This is a genomic window from Micromonospora sp. NPDC004551 (genome assembly GCF_040609975.1).
In the GTDB taxonomy this organism is placed as follows: Bacteria; Actinomycetota; Actinomycetes; order Mycobacteriales; family Micromonosporaceae; genus Micromonospora.
Map to the genome: position 1 here is coordinate 238,628 of NZ_JBEXLM010000002.1, position 23,276 is coordinate 261,903.

Below are 23,276 nucleotides of genomic sequence, written 5' to 3' on the forward strand. Positions count from 1 at the left end.
CTCTCCGGGGAGCACCCCCGTCGAGGGATGAACGCGAGCGGTACGATTTCCGCCGCGCGGTCGCCGATGCCCGCCACACACGACGTCCCGGTGCGGTGTCACGCCGCCCCGCCGGCGCGGGTTGCGCGCGTCGTTGGACAACTGTTCCGCAGTCCGAAAGGGGTCGGCCGGCAGGTCGACCCGGAGGAGAGACTAGCCTGATGGGCGTGACACGCCGCGCGAAGATCGTCTGCACTCTCGGCCCCGCCACCTCGTCCCCGGAGCGCATCCGGGGCCTTGTCGAGGCGGGCATGAACGTGGCGAGGCTGAACTTCAGCCACGGCAGTCACAGTGACCACGAAACGGTCTACCGGCTGGTCCGGGAGGCCGCCGAGGCGGCCGGGCAGCCCGTCGCGGTGCTCGCCGACCTCCAGGGCCCCAAGATCCGCCTCGGCAAGTTCGCGGACGGCCCGCACGAGTGGCGCACCGGCGACTCGGTGGTCATCACGGGCGACGAGATCCTCGGCACCAAGGAGCGGGTCTCCTGCACCTACCGCAAGCTGCCGCAGGAGGTGAAGCCGGGCGACCGGCTGCTGATCGACGACGGCCGGGTCGCCGTCGAGGTCAGCGACGTCACCGGCAACGACATCCGCGTGCTGGTCACCGAGGGCGGCCCGGTCTCCAACAACAAGGGCGTCTCGCTGCCGAACGTGGCGGTCAGCGTCCCGGCCCTGTCGGAGAAGGACGCCGACGACCTGCGCTTCGCGCTCGGCCTGGGCGTCGACCTGATCGCGCTCTCCTTCGTCCGCTCGCCCGAGGACATCAAGCTCGTCCACTCGATCATGGCCGAGGAGGGCGTCCACCGCCCGGTGCTGGCCAAGGTCGAGAAGCCCGAGGCGGTCGACCACCTGGAGGCGATCGTGCTCGCCTTCGACGGCGTCATGGTGGCCCGGGGCGACCTCGGCGTCGAGCTGCCGCTGGACCAGGTGCCGCTGGTGCAGAAGCGCGCCGTGCAGCTCTGCCGCGAGAACGCCAAGCCGGTCATCGTGGCCACCCAGATGCTCGACTCCATGATCGAGAACTCGCGCCCCACCCGCGCCGAGGCCTCGGACGTGGCCAACGCGGTGCTCGACGGCGCGGACGCCGTGATGCTCTCCGGCGAGACCAGCGTCGGCAAGTACCCGGTGCTCACCGTCAGCACCATGGCGAAGATCGTCACCACCACCGAGGCCGGCTCGATCGGCGTGCCGCGGCTGCAGCACGACCCGCGTACCCACGGTGGCGCGCTCACCGTCGCCGCCTCCTCGATCGCCCGGGCCATCGGCGCCAAGGCCATGGTCGCCTTCTCGCAGACCGGCGACACCGTCAAGCGGCTCGCCCGGCTGCACTGCGACCTGCCGCTGCTGGCCTTCACCCCGGTGCCCGAGGTGCGCAACCAGCTCGCCCTCTCCTGGGGCGTGGAGACGTTCCTCATGCCGTTCGTCGAGCACACCGACGACATGTTCCGCCAGGTCGACCAGGCGCTGCTCGGCCTCAACCGGGCCAACCCCGGCGACTACGTGGTGATCGTGGCGGGCAGCCCGCCCGGCACCCCCGGCTCCACCAACACGCTGCGGGTGCACCAGCTCGGCTCGCTCGTCGACGCGGCCTCGGCCCGGGCACTTCAGTGAGCGCGAGGAGTGAGCCGGGCCTGCGAGCCCCGCAGTCGCGAGCCGGGGTGACTCAGTGAGCGATAGTCCGGTGGCGACCGGGCAGGCCGCGGTCGACCAGCTCCTGGAGGTGCTGGACCTCGACCAGACCGGCGCCATGGCCTTCCGGGGGATCAGCCCGCCGGTGGGCCCGCAGCGGGTCTACGGCGGCCAGGTCGCCGGCCAGGCCCTGGTCGCCGCCGGACGCACGGTCGACCCGGAGCGCTTCGTGCACTCCCTGCACGGCTACTTCGTCCGCCCCGGCGATCCCGCCGAGCCGATCGAGTACCAGGTCGAGAACGTCCGGGACGGCCGCTCCTTCTCGGTACGCCGCTCCGTGGCGCTCCAGCACGACAAGCCGATCTTCTTCATGTCGGCCTCGTTCCAGCGCCAGGAGGAGGGGCTGGACCACCACGCGCCGGTCCCGCCCGACGTGCCGGCCCCGGACGAGGTCCCGACCATGACCGACCGGCTGTCCCGCTATCCCGAACGGCTCGGCATCTGGGGCCAGATCCCCCGCCCGATCGACGTCCGCTACGTCGGCGAACCCGGCTGGGTACGTCCCGGCGACCGCCCCGCCGAGCCCCACCAGCGGGTCTGGATGCGCCTCGACGGCAAGCTTCCCGACGACCCGCTGCTGCACGCCTGCGCCCTCACCTACGCCTCCGACCTGACCCTGCTCGACTCGGTGCTGTCGGTGCACGGCGAGGTGTGGGGGCCCGGGGGAGTGGTGGGCGCGAGCCTCGACCACGCGCTGTGGTTCCACCGGTCGTTCCGGGCCGACGAGTGGTTCCTCTACGACTGCTGGAGCCCGTCCGCGTCCGGCGCCCGCGGCCTGGCCACCGGCCGCATGTTCACCACCGACGGCCGGCACATCGCCAGCGCCGTGCAGGAGGGGCTGCTGCGCCGGGTCGGCGCCTGACCGACAACCGTGACCGTTCGGCCGAGGGTCGGGAGACCGGGCGGCTGACCAGGCGACTAACCTTGCCGGCATGCGCCTCTCCGCTCGGGTCGACTACGCCCTCCGCGCGACCGCCGAGCTGGCCGCCGTCGCCGGCGGCGCGGCCGCCGGGCGGAGCCGGCCGGTGACCGCCGAGCAGATCGCCCGGGCCCAGGACATCCCGCCGAAGTTCCTGGAGAGCATCCTGCTCCAGCTGCGCCGGGGTGGCATCGTGCACGCCCAGCGCGGCCCCGAGGGCGGCTACTGGCTGGCCCGGCCCGCGACCGAGATCTCGCTCGCCGAGGTGATCCGGGTGATCGACGGCCCGCTGGCGCACGTCCGCGGCCAGCGCCCGGAGCAGCTCGGCTACCAGGGCGCGGCGCGCGCCCTCCAGGACGTGTGGATCGCCCTGCGGGCCAGCGAGCGGGAGATCCTCGAACTGGTCACCGTCGCCGACGTGGCCAGCGGCAGCCTGCCCAGCCGGGTCAACGACCTCGCCGCCGACCCCCGCGCCTGGAGCTGACGCCCCCGCGGCGTCCCGGCGCCGCCGTCCCGCGCACCCGCCGCGCCGTCCCGCGCACCCGCCGCGCCGTCCCGCGCACCCGCCGCGCCGTCCGGCGCGGCTGATCAACCGGATGGAGGACTTGACCGGAGCGCCGCCGTGCCGCATTGTCGACCAAGTCGATAGGAGATGCCGAAAAGTCAGGGGGCGCTCGTGCGCAAGCTGCTGGTCCTCGCCCTCGTCGGGCTCGCCGCGCAACTGGTCGACGGCGCGCTCGGCATGGCGTACGGGCTGACGTCCTCGACCCTGCTGCTGTTCGCCGGGGTGGCGCCGGCCGCCGCCTCCGCCTCGGTGCACCTGGCCGAGATCGGCACCACGCTCGCGGCCGGGGTGTCGCACTGGCGGTTCGGCAACGTCGACTGGCGCGTGGTCGGCCGGATCGCGCTGCCCGGCGCGATCGGCTCGTTCGCCGGCGCCACCTTCCTCAGCTCCATCAGCACCGAGTCCGCCGCGCCGTGGATGGCGGCCATCCTGTTCAGCCTCGGCGCCTACCTGCTGATCCGCTTCTCCCGGCCGCTGCGCGCCAACCGGGCCGGCGGCCGGCTGCGCAGCCGCTTCCTGGCCCCGCTGGGCCTCTTCGCCGGCTTCGTCGACGCCACCGGCGGGGGCGGCTGGGGTCCCGTCGCCACGCCGGCGCTGCTGGTCTCCGGCCGGATGGAGCCCCGCAAGGTGATCGGCTCGGTCGACACCTCCGAGTTCCTGGTGGCCGGCGCGGCCAGCATCGGCTTCCTCATCGGCCTCGGCTCCGACGGCTTCCTGCTGCCCACCGTGGCCGCGCTGCTGGTCGGTGGCCTCATCGCCGCCCCGATCGCCGCCTGGCTGGTCCGCATCGTCCCCGCGCAACTGCTCGGCGCCGTCATCGGCGGGGTCATCGTGCTGACCAACACCCGCACCCTGCTGCGCGCCGGCGAGCTGGGCGGCCCGGTCCCCGCCCTGGTCTACACGGTGCTCGGCGCCGGCTGGCTGGTCGCCCTGGCGCTGGCCGCCCGGGCGCTGCGCCGCACCCGCCGGGCCCGCGCCACCGCCGAGGCCGCCCTCGCCGCCGGACCCGTCACCCCGGCCGAGGCCACCGACGCCGCCGAGCCGGTCCACGCCGCCGAGGCCACCACCACCGCGCCGGAGGAAACCCGCAAGCTCGCCGCCGCCGTCGAGGGCTGACCCGCTCGGAGGTACGCACCGCGCCCGCCCCGCCCCGCGATCTTGGACGTCGTGCCCGCCCGCCGAGGCTTCCGTCCCTTCTGCCCGGGCGGCAACTGCAGGATCGCGGGGGGCGGGCGCGGTGTGGTTGTGCGGTGGAAAGCGTTGTCCTACCCTGACGGGGCGCGGAGCCAGTCACCGACGTCGATTTCGTCACGTCAGCGCGGCGTACCCCTTCCGCCGGTCCGGGCAGGCCGGCGCGGCCGTCGCGTGCCTGACCTCCGCGAAAGGCCCTTCCCGTGCATCTCCCCACCCCGCGCCGCCGCACCGCGCTGCTCGCCGCGGCCTCGGCGGCCACCCTCCTGGCCGGCGCCCTCACCACGGTGACCGCCGCCGCGGCGGCCACCGGCTGCCGGGCCGACTACCGGATCACCAACCAGTGGGGCGGCGGCTTCGGTGCCGACGTCACCGTCACGAACCTCGGCGACCCCGTGAACGGCTGGACCCTCACCTGGGCCTTCGCCGCCGGCCAGCAGGTCACCCAGAGCTGGAACGCCACGGTCACCCAGTCCGGCGCCCAGGTCACCGCCCGCGACGCCGGTTACAACGCCGCCCTCGGCACCGGCGGCACCGCGACCTTCGGCTTCAACGGCTCCTGGAACGACGCCGGCAACCCCACCCCGTCCGCCTTCGCGCTCAACGGCGTCACCTGCACCGGCACGACCAGCCCGACCAGCGCGCCGCCACCCACCTCAGCGAGCCCGACGCCCACCCCGACCCCCACGCCCACCACCCCGCCGGCCGGCGCCAAGCAGATGGAGAAGCTCGACCGGGGGCTGGTCAGCGTCCGCTCCGGCAGCGGGAACCTCGTGTCGTGGCGGCTGCTCGGCACCGAGACCCCCGGCGTGTCGTTCAACCTCTACCGGGGCGGCACCCGGGTGAACAGCACCCCGATCACCGGCGCCACCAACTGGCTCGACAGCGGCGCCGCCGCCGGATCGGCGTACACGGTGCGGGCCGTGGTGAACGGCGCCGAGCAGGCGGCCTCCGCCCCGGCGCTCCAGTTCCCGAACGGCTACCTGGACGTGCCGATCCAGGCCCCGCCCGGCGGCACCACCCCGACCGGGGAGGCCTACACCTACTCCGCCAACGACGCGAGCGTCGGCGACCTCGACGGCGACGGCCGCTACGAGTTCGTGCTCAAGTGGGACCCGTCCAACAGCAAGGACAACTCCCAGTCCGGCTACACCGGCAACGTCTACCTCGACGCCTACACCCTCACCGGCACACGGCTGTGGCGCGTCGACCTGGGCCGCAACATCCGTGCCGGCGCCCACTACACCCAGTTCCAGGTGTACGACTACGACGGCGACGGCGACGCCGAGGTGGCCGCCAAGACCGCCGACGGCACCCGCTCCGGCACCGGCCAGGTGATCGGCTCGGCGTCGGCCGACCACCGCAACTCCAGCGGCTACGTGCTCGCCGGACCCGAGTACCTGACCATGTTCGACGGCCGCACCGGCGCCGCCCTGTCCACCGTCGACTACGACCCGCCGCGCGGCACCGTCTCCTCCTGGGGCGACTCCTACGGCAACCGGGTCGACCGGTTCCTCGCCGCCACCGCCTACCTCGACGGGCAGCGCCCCTCACTGATCATGGCCCGCGGCTACTACACCCGCGCGGTCGTCGCCGCCTGGGACTTCCGCGACGGCACGCTGCGCAAGCGGTGGACCTTCGACTCCAACGCCAGCGGCAACGGCGCCGCCGCCGGCCAGGGCAACCACAACCTCTCGGTGGCCGACGTGGACGGCGACGGCCGCCAGGAGATCGTGTACGGCGCCGCCGCCATCGACGACGACGGCCGGCTGCTCTGGTCCACCGGCACCGGGCACGGCGACGCCCTGCACGTCGGCGACCTCGACCCGGCCCGCGCCGGTCTGGAGGTCTTCAAAGTCGACGAGGACGGCAGCAAACCCAGCTCCTGGCTGGCCGACGCGCGCACCGGCCAACTGCTCTGGCAGACCGCACCGAACGGCGACAACGGCCGCGGCGTCTCCGACGACGTCTGGGCCGGCAGCCCCGGCGCCGAGTCCTGGTCCTCCGCCGTCGACGGCCTGCTCAACACGAAGGGGCAGAACGTCGGCCGGAAGCCGTCCTCGGCGAACTTCCTCGCCTGGTGGGACGGCGACCCGGTACGCGAACTCCTCGACGGCACCCGGATCGACAAGTACGGCACCGGCGGCGACACCCGGCTGCTCACCGCCAGCGGCGTCGCGTCGAACAACGGCACCAAGGCCACCCCGGCGCTCTCCGGCGACATCCTCGGCGACTGGCGGGAGGAGGTCGTCTGGCGGACCGCCGACAGCACGGCACTGCGCGTCTACAGCACGCCCACAGCGACCACCCTGCGCCTGCCGACCCTGGCACACGACCCGCAGTATCGCGTCGCCCTCGCCTGGCAGAACACCGCCTACAACCAGCCGCCCCACCCGGGCTTCCACCTCGGCGACGGCATGAGCACCCCGCCCGCACCGAACATCTACCTGCGCTGAACAGGCAGGCACCGGGCCGCCGGCCGCGGAACCCGCTCCGCCGGCGACCCGGTGCACCACACCGCAGCATCCCCGACCCGTCCCGACCGGGAATGCCGTACCACCACCGGTAATGAAGTTAGGCGGGTTGCGCGACGGTGGGGTGACGTGGCTATGAAGAGCGTGTTTCAGCCCTTCCGGCGCAGGCCACCGGCCACCTTCTCGGCGATCAGCTCGAACGAGCGCACCCGGTCGGCCACGTCGTAGACCATCGTGGTCAGCATCAGCTCGTCCGCGCCGGTGCGCTCCAGCAGCGCGCCGAGCTGCCGGGCCACCGTCTCCGGCGACCCGGTCGCCTGACCGTCCCGGCGCTGCGCCACGAACTCCCGCTCGAACTCCGAGTACGGGTAGGCCGCCGCCTCCTCCGGGCTGACCAGCGGCTCCGGCCGCCCCGACCGCAGCTTCAGGAACGACAACCCGGCCGGACCGGCCAGCCACTCCGCCCGCTCGTCGGTCTCGGCACAGACCGCGTTGACCGCCACCATCGCGTACGGCTCATCGAGCCACTGCGACGGCCGGAAGTTCTGCCGGTAGAGCTGGAGCGCCGGGATCGTGTTCTGCGCGCTGAAGTGGTGCGCGAAGGAGAACGGCAGCCCCAGCAGCCCGGCCAGCTGGGCGCTGAACCCGCTCGACCCGAGCAGCCACACGGCCGGCGACTGCCCCCGGCCCGGCGTCGCGGTGATCGGGCCCGGCTCGGCGCCGCTGAAGTAATTCATGAGGTCGGCCAGCTCGCGCGGGAAGTGCTCCGCCGACAACCCCTCCATGGTCCGCCGCAGCGCCAGCGCGGTCACCTGGTCAGTGCCCGGCGCGCGGCCGATGCCCAGGTCGATCCGGCCCGGGTGCAGCGCCTCGAGGGTGCCGAACTGCTCCGCCACCACCAGCGGGGCGTGGTTGGGCAGCATCACCCCGCCCGAACCGAGCCGGATCGTCGAGGTGTGCGCCGCCAGGTGCGCCAGCAGCACCGCCGGCGCCGAACTGGCGATCGCCGGCATGTTGTGGTGCTCGGCCACCCAGAACCGGCGGTAGCCCAGCTCCTCGGTGCGGCGGGCCAGCTCGGTGGTGTGCCGCAGCGCCTCGCCGGCGCTGCCCGCGGCGGCCACCGGAGCAAGATCAAGAACAGACAAGGATACGTCGATCACGCGCAACACCAACCTGCCACGCGCCGGATTTGTTCCCCGGGGTGCCCTAGCCCATACCCCGCGCCTGCTCGAAGATCAGACTGGTCTGCGTGTGCTGCACCGCCGGATCCGCCGCCAGATGGTCCAGCACGAAGTCCCGCAGCGCGTCCCCGGACGCCGCCCGCACGTGCAGCACGTAGTCCTCCGCGCCCGCCACGTGGAACACCGACACCACCCCCGGCAGCCGCACCGACCGGGCCCGGAACGCGTCCACCGCCGCCCGCTCGTGCGCCGTCAGCCGCACCGACACCAGCGCCTGCAACGGCAACCCCACCGCCGCCGGGTCCACCTCCGCATGGAACCCCCGGATCGCCCCGCACTCGCGCAACGCCCGCGTGCGCGTCAGGCACGTCGACGGGGCCACCCCCACCCGCTCGGCGAGCGCGTTGTTCGGCAACCGGCCGTCCGCCGCCAGCTCGGCCAGGATCGCGCGGTCGGTGTCGTCCAGCGCCCCGAAGGGCCGTACATCATTCGGTGCGACAGGCATGCGACCATCCTGCCCCGAACTTCCCGCAGCCGGAAGGCCTACATTCAGAATCTTCTTCGCTCCTCTTGCCTCACGACGGCCTCATGTTCGACGCTTCCGCCATGACAGCCGTGGACACCGCAGCCGTGCACGCCGGGCGAGCGGACCTCGCCGGACTCGGCGTCCACGTGCCGCCCATCGACTTCTCCACCACCAACCCGCTTCCCTCCGTGACCGGCGGCGGCGACGACTACGAGACCCTCGCCACCGGCGGCACCCTCCCGGCCGGCGGCAGCGCCGTCTACCAGCGGCTCTGGAACCCCACCGTCGCCCGCTTCGAGAGCGCCCTCGCCCAGCTCGAAGGCACCGCCGAGGCCGTCGCCTTCGCCAGCGGCATGGCCGCCCTCACCGCCACCCTGCTCGCCGCCACCCGCGACGGCAAGCGGCACGTCGTCGCCGTCCGCCCCCTCTACGGCGGCACCGACCACGTGCTCGCCACCGGCCTGCTCGGCACCGAGGTCACCTGGGCCCGGCCCCACGAGGTCCCCGCCACCGTCCGCCCCGACACCGCCCTGGTCGTCGTCGAGACCCCGGCCAACCCCACCCTCGACCTGGTCGACATCGCCGCCCTCGCCACCGCCGCCGGCGACGTCCCGCTGCTCGTCGACAACACCGTCGCCACCCCGGTGCTCCAGCAACCCGCCCGGCACGGCGCCGCCCTCGTGCTGCACAGCGCCACCAAGAGCATCGGCGGCCACGGCGACGTGCTCGCCGGCGTCGTCGCCTGCGCCCCCGAATGGGCCGCCCGGCTCCGCCAGGTCCGCGCTGTCACCGGCGCCGTCCTGCACCCGCTCGGCGCCTACCTCCTGCACCGCGGCCTCCAGACCCTGCCCCTGCGGGTCCGCGCCCAGCAGGCCGGCGCCGAGAAGCTCGCCGCCTGGCTCTCCGACCACCCCGCCGTCGCCCGGGTGCACCACCCAAGCGTCACGGACCCCGCCGGGCTCGTCGGCCGCCAGATGGCCGGCCCCGGCAGCCTGCTCGCCTTCGAGGTACGCGGCGGCGCCCCCGCCGCGGCCGCCGTCGCCGGGGCCTGCCGGCTCATCACCCACGCCGTGTCGCTCGGCGGCGTCGACACCCTGATCCAGCACCCGGCCTCGCTCACCCACCGGCCGGTCGAGGACGACGCCAAGCCGTGCGGCGGGCTGCTGCGCCTCTCCGTGGGGCTGGAGGACCCGGAGGACCTGCGTTCCGACCTGGCGCAGGCGCTGTCCGTGATCTGACCGGGTCAGGACTTCGGGCCGACGTGGCGGTCCAGCGCCGCCACGGCGTCCCGCCGCGCCACCGACAGTGACCAGGGCAGGTTCATCCGCCACGCGATGCCCAGCAGGTCGAGGGCCCACTGGCAGAGCGCCATGATGTCGGCGGACCGGTTGGAGAACATGTAGCGGGGATAGACGTACTCCCTGCCGCGCACCACGACCCGGTTAGCGAACCGGGTGCCGTCGGAATGGAACAGGCCCCGCAGGAAGTGGCCCGCGTTCGCGGTCAGGATCTCCCGCTGCCAGTCTGCGAGGACGATCGGCCGCTGGTGCTTCTTGCCCGGGCCGTGCTGCGGGATCAGGCAGGGCCAGTGGCGGGCGGTGCTCTGCACGGCCACGCAGCCACGCTTCTGGATCCGCTGGACCTTGTTCGCGAGCACCGCCCGCATGGCCTCGTCGCACAGGTCGATCAGGTGCGGCCAGGCATCGGCGCAGTAGACACGGAGGACCGGCACCCGGTCGGTCGTGACCAGATGTCCGTCGCCCAGATACAGCCCGAGCAGATAGGCGTAGGCCTCCGGATCGGGCGGATTTTCCGGGTCGGGGCGGCAGCGGAAGCACCGGACGGCGCTGCCGAACATCGCCGGCTCGGGTCGGTCGACGCACCAGTGCCAGACGGTGGTGTAGGGCAGGGAGAGGCTGCGGGCTACCGACCGGATGTTGTGACCCCGGGCGCGGAGAGCGCGGGCCCGCGCCCGCATTTCGGGAGGATGCACATCAGCATCATCGAACAGGTGTATGACAGAAAGTGCCGGGAGCGGGACTTGAACCCGCACGCCCTCTCGGGCAGATGCTTTTGAGGCATCCGAGTCTGCCGATTCCTCCATCCCGGCGTCACCCCTGCGAAGGGTGTGGCTCACTGTACCCGACTAGTCTCATGCGGGAGCATGGGTGGTGACCGTGCCGAGATCGATGGTGGGAGTGGCTCGTGGCCGAGATGCAGGCGGATGCCGAGCGCAAGCGCGTTCTGATCGCCGAGGACGAGGCGCTCATCCGGCTGGACCTGGCCGAGATGCTGGTGGAAGAGGGCTACGAGGTGGTCGGCGAGGCCGGTGACGGCGAGACCGCCGTCAAGCTCGCGGAGGAGCTCAAGCCCGACCTCGTCATCCTCGACATCAAGATGCCGATCATGGACGGGCTGGCCGCCGCCGAGCGGATCGCCGGCGCGCGGATCGCCCCGGTGATCATCCTGACCGCGTTCAGCCAGCGCGACCTGGTGGAGCGGGCCCGGGCGGCCGGTGCGATGGCCTACCTGGTCAAGCCGTTCCAGAAGAGCGACCTGGTGCCGGCCGTGGAGATCGCACTGTCGCGCTACTCCGAGATCGCGGCGCTGGAGGCGGAGGTCGCCGGCCTGACCGACCGGCTGGAGATCCGCAAGACCGTCGAGCGGGCCAAGGGCGCGCTCATGACGACGTACGGGATGACCGAGCCGCAGGCGTTCAAGTGGATCCAGCGCACCGCCATGGACCACCGGATGACCATGAAGGAGGTCGCCGAGCGGATCCTCGCCGAGACCGCCGGCGGTGAGGTGGCACAGCCCGCCTCCTGACCGACCGCGAGCCGCGCCCGGCGCTGCGCGGGCCCTCCGGCGTCGCTGCCGGTCGATACGATCGCAGCCATGGCTGCCCGGCGTCCGGTGGCGTTGTTCGGCGTACTCCTGCTGTTGCTGGCGGGCTGCCGGCCCGCGCGCCCGGAGGTGCCCGTCGGTCTGGACTGGCGGCCGGTGGTGCTGCCGCAGCCGGCGGGCGGGCCCGGCCGGTTGCTGCTGCGCGACGCGGCGGGCTGCGCGGGTCGCTGGTACGTGGTCGGCGGGGTGGCCGACCCGGCGGGGAACACCCGGCCGGCGGCGTGGACGAGTGACGACGGGCTGTCCTGGCGGGTTCTTCCGGTGGCGCCGGCGTCGTTCTACGGCCGGCAGGACGTCCTCTACGCGGTGGCGTGCCGGGACGGCCGGCTGGCGGCGCTGGGTGCCCGCAGCGGCGGCGCGCACGGCAACCCGCGGGTGAGCGCCTGGACCCGGGCCGGCGGGGCGGCCCTGGTCGAGGCGAGTTCCACGGGGGACCTGTCGGGCGGGGTGCCGGACGGTGACGTGGCCCGGGTGGCGGGTGGTCCGGGCGGCTGGCTGGTGGTGGGCGGCGCGGAGCGGGCTCCGGGGACCTGGGGCAGCGTGGACGGGCGGGTGTTCCGCCGGTGGCCGGTGGCCGCCGGGGAGGCGGACGTGGCCGGCGCGGCGGTGTTCGACGTGGTGGCCGGTGCCGGTGGGTGGTGGGCCGTGGGTTCGGTGCTGCGGCGGGGCGGGGGAGTGGACCCGGTCGCCTCGGTGTGGACGTCGGCGGACGGCCGCGCCGGGGCGCGGGTGGCACCTCCGGCGCCGGACGGCGGGGCGGAGTTGCAGCGGGTGGTGTGGACCGGTGGCGGTCCGGTGGCGGTGGGGCGCTCGGGTGACGGCTTCCGGGCCTGGTGGGCGGCGGGCGGCGGGTGGTCGGCCGGGGACCGGTTCGGGGTGGCCGGCTCGGCCCGGTTGTCGGCGGTGCGCGGGTTCGGGGCGGTCGGCGCCGACCTGTGGGCGGTGGTCGCGGGCGGTGACGGGTGCCGGTTGTGGCGGTCGGTGGACCGTGGGCGGTCGTGGCGGGAGGCTGATCTGCCGGTGGCCCGCCCGCCGGACGCGCGGGCGGCGGTGACGGGCCAGGGCGGGCGGCTGCTGCTAGTCATGGACGATGGTCGTTCCGCCGGGTCCTGGGTGGCATCGTCGCCGGTCACGGTGCCGTGACGACTGGTCCGCCTCATCGGTTCTTACAGTGATCCGGGCTGATCCGGCACGCTGTGTAACGGTTAGGTCAACCCCATCGCGGGGGTCTACCCCCGCCGCTCGCCGGTGGGATAACGTCCCGCCCCAGACTGGGAACGTGGTTAGGTTCGTCACGTCCACGCCAGCTGTGTGTCGGCGGCGGGTGCGACTCGACCGCGGTGAACGAGAAGGGGTTCGTGCCTTGAGGCAGAAGCTCGTGCGGGTTATCGGCGGGGTGGCCCTCGCCGGCGCCCTGGTGGTGGGCGCGTCCGGTTGCAGCAGCAGCGGGGACGGCGGTGGCTCTGGGTCTGACAGCAAGTGCGGCCTCAAGATCGCCTTCTTCGGTGCGCTGACCGGCGACGCGGCCAACCTCGGCATCAACATCAAGAACGGCGCCAAGCTCGCCGTGGAGCAGTACAACGAGAAGCACGCGGACTGCAAGGTCGACCTTGTGGAGAAGGACTCCCAGGGCGACGAGAAGCAGGCCGCCGGTCTGGCTCGTGAGGTCGTCAAGGACAACAAGATCATCGGTGTCATCGGCCCCGCCTTCTCCGGCGAGACCGAGGCCTCCGGCCCGATCTGGGAGGAGGCGAAGCTGCCGATCGTGTCGCCGTCGGCGACCCGGCCGAGCCTCAGCACCAAGGGCTGGACGACCTTCCACCGCGCGCTGGCCAACGACGACGCGCAGGGCCCGGCGGCCGCCAGCTACATCAAGGACGTGCTGAAGGCGCAGAAGGCGTACGTCATCGACGACCAGACCGCCTACGGCGCGGGCCTGGCCGACGTGGTGAAGCAGAACCTCGGCTCGGTTGTCGCCGGTTCGGACAAGGTCGAGCGCAACGTCACCAAGGACTTCAGCCAGATCATCACGAAGATCAAGGCCAGTGGCGCGACGGCTGTCTTCTACGGCGGCTACTACCAGGAGGCCGGTCTGCTGGCCAAGCAGATGAAGGGTCAGGGCGTGCAGGCCACGCTGGTCGCCGGTGACGGCGTGAACGACCCGGGCTTCATCACGACCGCCGGCAAGGAGAACGCCGAGGGCTCGGTGCTGACCTGCCCCTGCTCCCCGGCCTCGGCGGCGAAGGGCTCCTTCGTCACCGACTACAAGACCAAGTGGGGCCAGGACGCGGGCACCTACAGCGACATCGCCTTCGACGTCGCGAACATCTTCATCAAGGGCATCGAGGCGGGCAACACCAACAAGGCCAAGATGAACGAGTACCTCAAGAGCGTCAACTACGAGGGCATCGCCAACACCTACAAGTTCACCGACAAGGGCGAGCTGGACCCGTCCTTCCTGAAGGTGTGGGCGTTCACCGTCAAGGGCGGTGCGGTCACCCCCGACCAGGAGATCAAGAAGCAGTGATCTAGTGCTGGATCGTCAGGCACGACGGTTCCGCATCTGATGGAGACGCGGCCGGGAGCGTGCTCCCGGCCGCGTCCGCTATGCACATCCCTCTGGAGCACGATGTGAACTTCGATGCCCTGTTCTCCAATTTCGGGGAACTAACGACTCAGGGGCTCGCGCAGGGGGCCATCTACGCCCTCTTCGCCCTCGGCTACACCCTCGTCTACGGCGTGCTGCGGCTGATCAATTTCGCGCACTCCGAGGTCTTCATGGTCGGCACCTTCGGTGCCGTGCTGGCCTGGCGGGCCCTGGGGCTGAACCAGGACTCGGCCACGCCGGCCTTCGGAATGGTGGTCGTCTACCTGCTGGTCGGCCTGCTGGCCGCCTGCGCGGTCTCCGGCGCCACCGCCCTGGTGCTCGAACGGGTCGCGTACCGGCCGCTGCGCCGGCGCAACGCGCCGGTGCTGGCGTTCCTGATCACCGCGATCGGCGCCTCGGTGGTCCTCTCCGAGGCCGTCGGCGTGTGGACCGAGCGCCGGCCGCTCGGCATGCCGCCGCTGATCCGCCAGCACGACGTGATCTCGTTCGCCGACACCACGATCTCCAACCTGGAGATCGGCATCGTGCTTCTGGCGCTGGTGCTCATGCTGGCGTTGGACGTGTTCATCGGGAAGACCCGGCTGGGCCGGGGCGTCCGGGCCATCGCGCAGGACCCCAACACGGCCGCGCTGATGGGCGTGAACAAGGACCGGGTGATCGCCCTGATCTTCGTGCTCGGCGGCATCATGGCCGGCGCGGCGGCGATCCTCTACAACCTGAAGATCGGCAGCACCTACTACTTCGCCGGGTTCGACCTGGGCATCAAGGCGTTCGCCGCCGCGGTGCTCGGCGGCATCGGCAACCTGCGCGGTGCGCTGCTGGGCGGGCTGCTGCTCGGGACGCTGGAGGGCTGGGGTTCGGCGCTGTTCGGCACGGAGTGGACGCCGGTCGTGGCGTTCGTCGTGCTCATCGTGATCCTGCTGTTCCGGCCGACCGGTCTGCTGGGCGAGTCGCTGGGGAGGGCCCGGGCATGACAAAGGTGTTGGACACGGTACGGGCGCGTCAGGACGCGCTCCGCGACCGGTGGAACCGGCTGCCCCGGGTGGCGAAGTGGGTTGTCGCGCTCGCGGCGATCGTCTTCTTCTACGCTCTGCCGAACCTGCAGATCCCGGGCGTCAACACCACCGAGACGGACTGGGCGACGACGCTGTTCACCGTCTCCTACTACGTGCTGCTCGCGCTGGGCCTGAACATCGTCGTCGGCAAGGCGGGCCTGCTGGACCTCGGCTACGTCGGCTTCTTCGCCCTCGGCGCGTACACGGTCGGGCAGTTGACCTCGCCGGACAGCGACCTGGGCACCAAGTGGACCTGGCTGGCGGCCGTACCGGTCGCGGTCGTCGTGGTCATGATCTCCGGCGTGCTGCTGGGCTGGCCGACGCTGCGGCTGCGCGGTGACTACCTGGCGATCGTCACGCTCGGGTTCGCCGAGATCATCCGGGTGGTGGCGCAGGCGTGGCCGTTCATGCGCGGCCAGCGGGGCCTGGGCTCGATCCCGCATCCGCCGGGGCAGAAGGCCGACGGCACGCCGCTGTTCGGCGTGATCGACGCCCGGCCGTACTACTGGCTGGGCCTGTCGATGATCCTCCTGGTCATCGTGGCGGCGCGAAACCTGGACCGCAGCCGGGTCGGCCGCGCCTGGGTCGCCGTCCGCGAGGACGAGGAGGCGGCGGAGGCGATGGGCGTGCCCACGTTCCGCTTCAAGCTGTGGGCGTTCGCCATCGGCGCGGCCATCGGCGGGCTCTCCGGCACGCTCTTCGCCGGAACCCTGGGCTTCATCAACTCGCAGAACTTCGCGCTGTTCTTCTCGATCCTGGTGCTCGCCGGGGTGGTGCTCGGCGGGTCCGGCAACATCGCCGGCGTGATCGTGGGTGGTGCGCTGATCGCCTACCTGCCCGAGCGGCTGCGCGGTGTGCAGATCGCGGGTCAGGACGCGTTCGAGTACCGGTTCCTGTTCTTCGGCCTGATCCTGATGCTGGTGATGATCTTCCGGCCGCAGGGGCTCATCCCGAACCGGCGCCGCTCGCTCGAACTCAAGGACCGTGCCAAGGAGGTGACCGTCGGTGAGTGAGACGACCGAGACCCCCGGATCCGGCACCGAGGAACAGACCACGACCGTGCCGGCGCAGTCGACCGGCCCGGACCCGGCCGCCGGGATCGGCGGTGAGCCGCTGCTGGAGGTCCGCGACCTGGTGTTGCGGTTCGGTGGCGTCGTGGCCCTGAACCAGATCTCCTTCGACATCCGCAAGGGCGAGATCCTCGGGCTGATCGGCCCGAACGGCGCCGGCAAGACCACCTGCTTCAACGCCATCACCGGGGTCTACCGGCCCACGTCGGGATCCATCCGGTTCCAGGGCGAGTCCCTCGTGGGCAAGAAGAAGTTCGCCATCACCAAGGCGGGCATCGCCCGCACGTTCCAGAACGTGCGGCTCTTCCCCGAGATGACGGCGCTGGAGAACGTGCAGGTGGGCGCCGACGCGCACCACCGCACGAGCGTCGTCTCGGCGCTGTTCCGGCTGCCCCGGCACTGGCGGGAGGAGCGGGAGGGACGCGAGCTGTCCCGCGAGCTGCTGGACTTCGTCGGCATCGGCCGCCGGGCCGGCGACCTGGCCCGCAACCTGTCGTACGGCGAGCAGCGCCGGCTGGAGATCGCCCGGGCGTTGGCCACGAAGCCGACCCTCCTGTGCCTGGACGAGCCGGCGGCCGGGTTCAACCCGGCCGAGAAGGAGGAGCTGCTCGGGCTGATCCAGCGGATCCGCGACACCGGCGTGACCGTCCTGCTGATCGAGCACGACATGCGCCTGGTCATGGGCGTCACCGACCGGATCGTGGTGCTGGAGTTCGGCAAGAAGATCGCCGATGGCCTGCCCGCCGAGGTGCGGGACGACCCGAAGGTGATCGCCGCTTACCTGGGGGTTCCCGAAGATGCTGCTTGAGTTGGACGACGTCAGCCTGCTCTACGGGCGCATCCAGGCGCTGCACGGGATCTCCCTGACGGTCAACGAGGGGGAGGTCGTCGCCCTCATCGGCGCCAACGGCGCGGGCAAGTCGACCACGATGCGGGCGATCTCCGGGCTGCGTCCGGTGGCCGCCGGCCGGATCCGGTTCGCCGGTGAGGACATCACCAAGCTCCGCGCCGACCTGCGGGTGGTCCGGGGCATCTCGCAGTCGCCGGAGGGCCGGGGCGTCTTCCCGGGCATGTCGGTGCTGGAGAACCTGGAGATGGGGGCGTACACCCGGCGCGACAAGGCGGGCATCGCCAGCGACCTGGAGCGGGTGTTCGAGCTGTTCCCGCGGCTGCTGGAACGGCGTAAGCAGGCCGGCGGCACGCTCTCCGGCGGTGAGCAGCAGATGCTCGCCGTCGGGCGGGCGCTGATGAGCCGGCCGAAGCTGCTGCTGCTCGACGAGCCCTCGATGGGTCTGGCGCCGATGCTGATCCAGCAGATCTTCAACATCGTCACCGAGATCAACGAGCAGGGCACCACGATCCTGCTGGTCGAGCAGAACGCTCAGCAGGCGCTGTCCCGGGCGCACCGCGCGTACGTGCTGGAGACCGGCCGGATCGTCAAGAGCGGCACGGGGGCCGACCTGCTGCACGACCCGTCGGTCAAGGACGCCTACCTCGGCGTCGCCTGACCCCCCCTCGACAAGGAGCACAACCATGCGCAACCTCAACAGCGGTCGGCGGGCGGCCCTCGGTGTCGCCGGCGCGGCCGTCCTGATGCTCTCGCTGGCCGCCTGCGGTGAGAAGGAGTCCGACCAGCCCTCCGCGGGTCCGTCGGTGACCGCCGCCGCCGACTCGAACCTGGCCGCCAAGGTGCCGGACGCCATCAAGGCCGACGGCGTCATCAAGGTCGGCACCGACTCGACCTACGCGCCGGCGGAGTTCCTCGACGCCGACGGCAAGACCGTCATCGGGTTCGACGTCGAGCTGTTCAACGCCGTCGCGCAGAAGCTCGGTCTCAAGGCCGAGTACGAGTCGGCGCCGTTCGACGCGATCCTGCCGGGTGTCGACTCGGGCAAGTACGAGGTCGGCGTCTCGTCGTTCACCATCAACGCCGAGCGGCTCAAGAGCGTCAACATGGTCAGCTACTTCTCCGCCGGCACGCAGTGGGCGACGAAGAAGGGCAACCCGGCCGGCGTCGATGTGGAGAACGCCTGCGGCAAGAAGGTCGCCGTGCAGGTCGGCACCGTGCAGCTCGACGACATCACCGCGCGGTCGAAGAAGTGCACCGACGGCGGCAAGCCGGCCATCAAGATCGACCAGTACCAGGCGCAGAGTGACGCGACCGCCGCCGTGGTCAGCGGCAAGGACGACGCCATGCTCGCCGACTCCCCGGTCGGCGCGTACGCGGTGAAGCAGAGCAACGACGCGCTGGAGCTGCTCGGCGACATCTACGAGTCGGCCCCGTACGGCTACGCGGTGAAGAAGGACCAGCAGGCCTTCGCCGAGGTGGTCAAGGAGGCCGTCCAGGCGGTCATCGCCGACGGCAGCTACAAGGCGGCCCTGCAGAAGTGGGGCGTCGACGGCGGCGCCGTCACGACCGCTGAGCTGAACCCGTCGGTCTGACCATGTCGGTCGACACTGCGACAACCGAACGGGCACGGCCTGAACCCATCAAGGCCGTGCCCGTGCGGCACCCCGGGCGCTGGCTCGCGATCGGCGTGATCGCCGTGCTGACGGCGATGTTCGTGCACATGCTGGTCACGAACAAGGCCTTCAACTGGGCGTTCATGGTCGACGAGATGTTCCGGCCGCCGATCGTCGACGGTCTGAAGGGCACCATCGCGCTGCTCGTGACGTCCATGCTGATCGGCATCGGTCTCGGCATCGTCATCGCGATCATGCGGCTGTCGGAGAACCCGATCCTGCGCGGCGTGTCCTGGGTCTACACCTGGTTCTTCCGGGCGGTGCCCCGGCTGGTGCTCGCGATCCTCTTCGGCAACCTGGGCATCCTCTGGGCCCGTATCGAGTTCGGCCTGCCCTTCGACCGGCAGATCGGCGCGCTGTTCGGGATCGACAACTTCGAGGCCCGGCTGTTCGGTTTCTCCGCCGTGGAGATCCTCACCGGCTTCGTCGCCGGCATGCTGGCGCTCGGCCTCTCCGAGGCCGCGTACATGGCGGAGATCGTCCGGGCCGGCATCCAGTCGGTGGACGAGGGCCAGACCGAGGCCGCCCAGGCGCTGGGCCTGAGCCGCGGGCAGATCCTGCGCCGCATCGTGCTGCCGCAGGCCATGCGGGTGATCGTCCCGCCGACCGGCAACGAGACGATCGCGATGCTCAAGGACACCTCGCTGGTCGCCTTCGTGCCGGTCTCGATGGAGCTGTTCTTCCAGCTCAAGGCGGTCGGCAACCGGACCTTCCAGGTCTTCCCGATGCTCGTGGCGGCCACCCTGTGGTACCTGGTGCTGAGCAGTGTGCTGCTCGTGGGGCAGTACTACCTGGAGCGGCATTTCTCGAAGGGGTTCGGGCGTAGCGCGCGGGCCCGGCAGCGGCTGCGCGACATCGGCGCCGAGAGCGGTGGCATCGCGGGCGGGACGGCGGAGCAATGACGGAAACCACGGTGCCGGCACAGTCGGGTCCGCCGACGGTCGAGTCCGGCCTGATGGTCCGGGCCGAGCAGGTGCACAAGTCGTTCGGGCCCCTGGAGGTGCTCAAGGGCATCGACCTGGAGGTACGCGCCGGGGAGGTGTGCTGCCTGCTCGGGCCCTCCGGTTCCGGCAAGTCGACCTTCCTGCGCTGCATCAACCACCTCGAGAAGATCAACGCCGGCCGGATCTGGGTGGACGGCGAGCTGATCGGCTACCGGGAGCACGGCGGCAAGCTGCACGAGCTGCGGGAGAAGGAGGTGGCCGCGCAGCGCCGGGCGATCGGCATGGTGTTCCAGCGGTTCAACCTGTTCCCGCACATGACCGTGCTGCAGAACATCGTCGAGGCGCCCGTGCTGCTGGGCCGGACGAAGAAGGCCGAGGCCCGGGAGCGGGCCGCGCAGCTGCTGGAGCGGGTGGGGCTGGGCGACAAGCTCGGGGCGTACCCCGGTCAGCTCTCCGGCGGGCAGCAGCAGCGCGTGGCCATCGCCCGGGCCCTGGCGATGCAGCCGAAGCTCATGCTCTTCGACGAGCCGACCAGCGCGCTCGACCCGGAGCTGGTCGGCGAGGTGCTCGACGTGATGAAGGACCTGGCCCGCGACGGCATGACGATGATCGTGGTGACCCACGAGATCGGCTTCGCGCGGGAGGTCGGTGACTCGCTCGTCTTCATGGACGGCGGTGTCGTCGTCGAGCAGGGCAACCCGCGCGAGGTGATCGCGAACCCGAGGCACGAGCGGACCAAGGCGTTCCTGGCCAAGGTCCTCTGACGGCCGCGTGTCCGGTGCGGCGCGACCCGCCGCACCGGACACCACCGTGGCGGTGGGATGTCGGGCCTACGGACTAGAGTCGCTGCCGTGACAGCTACGACGCCGCGCCTGCTTCTCGTCGACGGACACTCCCTGGCATACCGGGCGTTCTTCGCCCTGCCGGTGGAGAACTTCTCCACCACCACGGGGCAGCCGACCAACGCCGTCTACGGCTTCACCTCCATGTTGATCAACGTGCTCCGCGACGAGCAGCCCAGCCACATCGTGGTCGCCTTCGACGTCTCCCGCCGCTCCTTCCGCACCGAGAAATACACGGAGTACAAGGCCGGCCGCAGCGAGACCCCGACCGACTTCAAGGGCCAGGTGAGCCTGGTCAAGGAGGTCCTCGCGGCGCTGCGCATCCCGGTGGTGGAGAAGGAGGGCTACGAGGCCGACGACGTCATCGCCACCCTCGCCTGCCAGGCCCGCGACCAGGGCATGGACGTGCTGATCACCACCGGCGACCGCGACGCGTTCCAGCTCGTCGGCGACCGGGTCACCGTGCTCTATCCGCGCAAGGGCGTGTCCGACCTGGCCCGGATGGACCCGGCCGCGGTCGAGGCGAAATACGGCGTCGGCCCCGGCCGCTACCGCGACCTGGCCGCCCTGGTGGGCGAGACCAGCGACAACCTGCCCGGCGTCCCCGGTGTCGGGCCGAAGACCGCCGCCAAGTGGATCAACCTCTACGACGGGGTCGAGGGCGTCGTGGCCCGGGCCGACGAGATCAAGGGCAAGGCCGGCGACAGCCTGCGCGAGCGGCTCGCCGACGTGATCCGCAACTACGAGATCAACTGCCTGGTCACCGACCTGGACCTGCCGGTGCGCCCGGAGGACGCCCGCTGGCAGGGCTGGGACCGGGAGGCCGTGCACCAGGTCTTCGACACCCTCCAGTTCCGCATCCTGCGCGACCGGCTCTACCAGTACCTGGAGGCCGTCGAGCCGGAGGCCGAGGCCGGGTTCGAGCTGGCCGGGCAGCTGCTCGCCGAGCCCGGCGCGCTCGCCGGCTGGCTGGCCGCGCACGCCCTGGCCGGCACCCCGGTCGGCGTGGCGGTGAAGCTCGACACCGGCCCCAACCGGCGGCACACCGCCACGGTGACCGGCATGGCGCTGGCCACGGCCGACGGCGCGGCCGCCTGGTTCGACCCGGCCACGCTCGACCCGAAGGACGAGGGCGCGCTGGCCGGCTGGCTCGCCGACGAGTCCCGGCCCAAGGTGCTGCACGACAGCAAGCCGGCCGTGCTCGCCTTCGCCGCGCACGGCTGGGATCTGCAGGGCATCGCCCGCGACACCCAGATCGCCGCCTACCTGGCCCGCCCCGACCAGCGCTCCTACGACCTCACCGACCTGGCGCTGCGCTACCTGCACCGGGAGCTGCGGGTCGACGCGCCCGAGACCGGCCAGCTCACCCTCGACGGGCTGGGCGACGACGGCGCGGCCGAGCAGAACCTGATGCTCCAGGCCCGGGCCACCCTCGATCTGGCCGACGCGATCGACGCCGAGTTGTCCCGCGACGGCGAGCAGTCCGCCCGGCTGATGGCCGGCGTCGAACTGCCGCTCATGCGGGTGCTGGCGACCATGGAGCGCACCGGCATCGCCGCCGACACCCACTACCTGTCCGAGCTGGAGGCGCATTTCGCCGCCGAGGTGAAGGCCGCCGCCCAGGGCGCGTACGCGGCGGTCGGGCGGGAGTTCAACCTCGGCTCGCCGAAGCAGCTCCAGGAGATCCTCTTCGGTGAGCTGGGCCTGCCCAAGACCAAGAAGATCAAGACCGGCTACACCACCGACGCCGACGCCCTCCAGTGGCTCTACGCGCAGAACCCGCACCCGGTGCTCGAGCACCTGCTGCGCCACCGCGATGTCGCCAAGCTCAAGATGACCGTCGACGGGCTGCTGAAGTCGGTCTCCGACGACGGCCGGATCCACACCACGTTCAACCAGACCGTGGCGGCCACCGGCCGGCTCTCCTCGACCGAGCCCAACCTGCAGAACATCCCGATCCGCACCGAGGAGGGCCGGCGGATCCGCCGCGCCTTCGTGGTCGGCGAGGGCTACGAGTGCCTGCTCACCGCGGACTACAGCCAGATCGAGATGCGGATCATGGCGCACCTGTCCTCCGACGACGCGCTGATCGAGGCGTTCAACTCCGGGCACGACTTCCACGCCGCGACCGCCTCCTCGGTCTTCACCGTCGAGGTCGACCAGGTCACCGCCGACCAGCGCCGCAAGATCAAGGCCATGAACTACGGCCTGGCGTACGGGCTGAGTGCGTTCGGCCTGTCCCAGCAGCTCGGGATCACCGCCGAGGAGGCGCGCGGGCTGATGGAGAACTACTTCGCCGGGTTCGGCGGGGTGCGCGACTACCTCCAGGAGGTGGTGGCGCGGGCCCGGCACGACGGCTACACCTCCACCATCCTGGGCCGCCGCCGCTACCTGCCCGACCTGGTCAGCGACAACCGGCAGCGCCGGGAGATGGCCGAGCGGATGGCGCTCAACGCCCCCATCCAGGGCTCCGCGGCCGACATCATCAAGGTCGCCATGCTGCACGTCGACACCGCGCTGCGCGACGCGGGGCTGCGCTCCCGGATGCTGCTGCAGGTGCACGACGAGCTGGTCTTCGAGGTCGCCCCCGGCGAGCGGGCGGCCCTGGAGGCGCTGGTGCGCAAGGAGATGGGCGAGGCGTACCCGCTGTCGGTGCCCCTGGAGGTCTCCGTCGGCGAGGGCCGCGACTGGAACAGCGCCGACCACTGACCCGCGCGGTCGCCGGCGACCGGCTCACGGTCGCCGCG

The 23,276-nt window shown here is 71.8% G+C and carries 20 protein-coding genes and 1 tRNA gene; 17 read left to right on the forward strand and 4 right to left on the reverse strand.

Features of this window, described 5'->3' with window-relative positions; all coding sequences use genetic code 11:
- Positions 1-200: 200 nt before the first annotated feature.
- From pyk to ABZW14_RS05125, 5 genes are all read left to right on the forward strand, one after another.
- Positions 201-1,649 carry a pyruvate kinase gene (pyk, locus tag ABZW14_RS05105; RefSeq protein WP_355340001.1) on the forward strand — a complete coding sequence of 483 codons (1,449 nt, stop codon included), beginning with the start codon at positions 201-203 and terminating at the stop codon, positions 1,647-1,649.
- Between the two features lie 55 nt (positions 1,650-1,704).
- Entirely contained in the window at positions 1,705-2,589 is an 885-nt protein-coding gene (locus ABZW14_RS05110; protein ID WP_355340004.1) for an acyl-CoA thioesterase II, read from the forward strand.
- 70 nt (positions 2,590-2,659) lie between these two features.
- Positions 2,660-3,130, forward strand: coding sequence for an Rrf2 family transcriptional regulator (locus ABZW14_RS05115; protein WP_355340007.1), 471 nt, complete (start codon positions 2,660-2,662; stop codon positions 3,128-3,130).
- Positions 3,131-3,322: 192 nt separating this feature from the next.
- Positions 3,323-4,327 carry a sulfite exporter TauE/SafE family protein gene (locus tag ABZW14_RS05120; RefSeq protein ID WP_355340010.1) on the forward strand — a complete coding sequence of 335 codons (1,005 nt, stop codon included), beginning with the start codon at positions 3,323-3,325 and terminating at the stop codon, positions 4,325-4,327.
- A gap of 278 nt (positions 4,328-4,605) precedes the next feature.
- Entirely contained in the window at positions 4,606-6,858 is a 2,253-nt protein-coding gene (locus tag ABZW14_RS05125) for a cellulose binding domain-containing protein (protein WP_355340013.1), read from the forward strand.
- Positions 6,859-7,025: 167 nt separating this feature from the next.
- Here the strand turns inward: ABZW14_RS05125 and ABZW14_RS05130 are convergent, their stop codons facing one another.
- A complete protein-coding gene (locus ABZW14_RS05130) occupies positions 7,026-8,036 on the reverse strand; it encodes an LLM class flavin-dependent oxidoreductase (RefSeq protein WP_355340016.1) in 1,011 nt (336 codons plus the stop codon).
- A gap of 46 nt (positions 8,037-8,082) precedes the next feature.
- The gene (locus ABZW14_RS05135) at positions 8,083-8,562 is read right to left on the reverse strand and encodes an Lrp/AsnC family transcriptional regulator (protein ID WP_355340019.1); all 480 of its coding nucleotides are present in this window, start codon (positions 8,560-8,562) and stop codon (positions 8,083-8,085) included.
- A gap of 83 nt (positions 8,563-8,645) precedes the next feature.
- On the opposite strand from ABZW14_RS05135, the gene ABZW14_RS05140 reads away from it, so the two are divergent.
- Complete coding sequence (locus ABZW14_RS05140; protein ID WP_355340022.1) at positions 8,646-9,821, forward strand: PLP-dependent transferase; 1,176 nt, start codon at positions 8,646-8,648, stop codon at positions 9,819-9,821.
- Between the two features lie 5 nt (positions 9,822-9,826).
- Here ABZW14_RS05140 and ABZW14_RS05145 read toward each other — a convergent pair whose 3' ends face one another.
- Complete coding sequence (locus ABZW14_RS05145) at positions 9,827-10,561, reverse strand: transcriptional regulator (protein ID WP_355340025.1); 735 nt, start codon at positions 10,559-10,561, stop codon at positions 9,827-9,829.
- 48 nt (positions 10,562-10,609) lie between these two features.
- Positions 10,610-10,693 (reverse strand) — tRNA-Leu (locus ABZW14_RS05150).
- Between the two features lie 95 nt (positions 10,694-10,788).
- On the opposite strand from ABZW14_RS05150, the gene ABZW14_RS05155 reads away from it, so the two are divergent.
- From ABZW14_RS05155 to polA, 11 genes are all read left to right on the forward strand, one after another.
- Complete coding sequence (locus ABZW14_RS05155) at positions 10,789-11,409, forward strand: response regulator (RefSeq protein ID WP_151465483.1); 621 nt, start codon at positions 10,789-10,791, stop codon at positions 11,407-11,409.
- 69 nt (positions 11,410-11,478) lie between these two features.
- Positions 11,479-12,630, forward strand: coding sequence for a hypothetical protein (locus ABZW14_RS05160; protein WP_355340028.1), 1,152 nt, complete (start codon positions 11,479-11,481; stop codon positions 12,628-12,630).
- Positions 12,631-12,850: 220 nt separating this feature from the next.
- On the forward strand, positions 12,851-14,014 hold the full coding sequence (locus ABZW14_RS05165; RefSeq protein WP_355340031.1) for a branched-chain amino acid ABC transporter substrate-binding protein: 1,164 nt from the start codon (positions 12,851-12,853) through the stop codon (positions 14,012-14,014).
- A gap of 104 nt (positions 14,015-14,118) precedes the next feature.
- Positions 14,119-15,069, forward strand: a complete 951-nt coding sequence (locus tag ABZW14_RS05170; RefSeq protein ID WP_355340034.1) for a branched-chain amino acid ABC transporter permease — start codon at positions 14,119-14,121, stop codon at positions 15,067-15,069.
- Entirely contained in the window at positions 15,066-16,163 is a 1,098-nt protein-coding gene (locus ABZW14_RS05175; RefSeq protein ID WP_355340037.1) for a branched-chain amino acid ABC transporter permease, read from the forward strand. Before ABZW14_RS05170 ends, ABZW14_RS05175 begins: the two co-directional genes overlap by 4 nt.
- A gap of 46 nt (positions 16,164-16,209) precedes the next feature.
- A complete protein-coding gene (locus ABZW14_RS05180; RefSeq protein ID WP_355340205.1) occupies positions 16,210-17,028 on the forward strand; it encodes an ABC transporter ATP-binding protein in 819 nt (272 codons plus the stop codon).
- Complete coding sequence (locus ABZW14_RS05185) at positions 17,018-17,728, forward strand: ABC transporter ATP-binding protein (protein ID WP_355340040.1); 711 nt, start codon at positions 17,018-17,020, stop codon at positions 17,726-17,728. Before ABZW14_RS05180 ends, ABZW14_RS05185 begins: the two co-directional genes overlap by 11 nt.
- A 25-nt stretch (positions 17,729-17,753) precedes the next feature.
- Positions 17,754-18,662 carry an ABC transporter substrate-binding protein gene (locus ABZW14_RS05190; RefSeq protein ID WP_355340043.1) on the forward strand — a complete coding sequence of 303 codons (909 nt, stop codon included), beginning with the start codon at positions 17,754-17,756 and terminating at the stop codon, positions 18,660-18,662.
- A gap of 2 nt (positions 18,663-18,664) precedes the next feature.
- Entirely contained in the window at positions 18,665-19,645 is a 981-nt protein-coding gene (locus ABZW14_RS05195) for an amino acid ABC transporter permease (RefSeq protein ID WP_355340046.1), read from the forward strand.
- Positions 19,642-20,451, forward strand: a complete 810-nt coding sequence (locus tag ABZW14_RS05200; RefSeq protein ID WP_355340049.1) for an amino acid ABC transporter ATP-binding protein — start codon at positions 19,642-19,644, stop codon at positions 20,449-20,451. Before ABZW14_RS05195 ends, ABZW14_RS05200 begins: the two co-directional genes overlap by 4 nt.
- An 87-nt stretch (positions 20,452-20,538) precedes the next feature.
- Positions 20,539-23,238, forward strand: a complete 2,700-nt coding sequence (polA, locus tag ABZW14_RS05205) for a DNA polymerase I (protein WP_355340052.1) — start codon at positions 20,539-20,541, stop codon at positions 23,236-23,238.
- Positions 23,239-23,276: the final 38 nt, after the last annotated feature.

Bases quoted from the DNA above. Each gene is read 5' to 3' on its own strand.
- ABZW14_RS05145 (WP_355340025.1), bottom strand. From the start codon at position 10,561: ATGCGGGCGCGGGCCCGCGCTCTCCGCGCCCGGGGTCACAACATCCGG.
- ABZW14_RS05115 (WP_355340007.1), top strand. From the start codon at position 2,660: ATGCGCCTCTCCGCTCGGGTCGACTACGCCCTCCGCGCGACCGCCGAG.
- pyk (WP_355340001.1), top strand. From the start codon at position 201: ATGGGCGTGACACGCCGCGCGAAGATCGTCTGCACTCTCGGCCCCGCC.
- ABZW14_RS05135 (WP_355340019.1), bottom strand. From the start codon at position 8,562: ATGCCTGTCGCACCGAATGATGTACGGCCCTTCGGGGCGCTGGACGAC.
- ABZW14_RS05160 (WP_355340028.1), top strand. From the start codon at position 11,479: ATGGCTGCCCGGCGTCCGGTGGCGTTGTTCGGCGTACTCCTGCTGTTG.
- ABZW14_RS05190 (WP_355340043.1), top strand. From the start codon at position 17,754: ATGCGCAACCTCAACAGCGGTCGGCGGGCGGCCCTCGGTGTCGCCGGC.
- ABZW14_RS05185 (WP_355340040.1), top strand. From the start codon at position 17,018: ATGCTGCTTGAGTTGGACGACGTCAGCCTGCTCTACGGGCGCATCCAG.
- ABZW14_RS05175 (WP_355340037.1), top strand. From the start codon at position 15,066: ATGACAAAGGTGTTGGACACGGTACGGGCGCGTCAGGACGCGCTCCGC.
- ABZW14_RS05140 (WP_355340022.1), top strand. From the start codon at position 8,646: ATGTTCGACGCTTCCGCCATGACAGCCGTGGACACCGCAGCCGTGCAC.
- ABZW14_RS05195 (WP_355340046.1), top strand. From the start codon at position 18,665: ATGTCGGTCGACACTGCGACAACCGAACGGGCACGGCCTGAACCCATC.
- ABZW14_RS05200 (WP_355340049.1), top strand. From the start codon at position 19,642: ATGACGGAAACCACGGTGCCGGCACAGTCGGGTCCGCCGACGGTCGAG.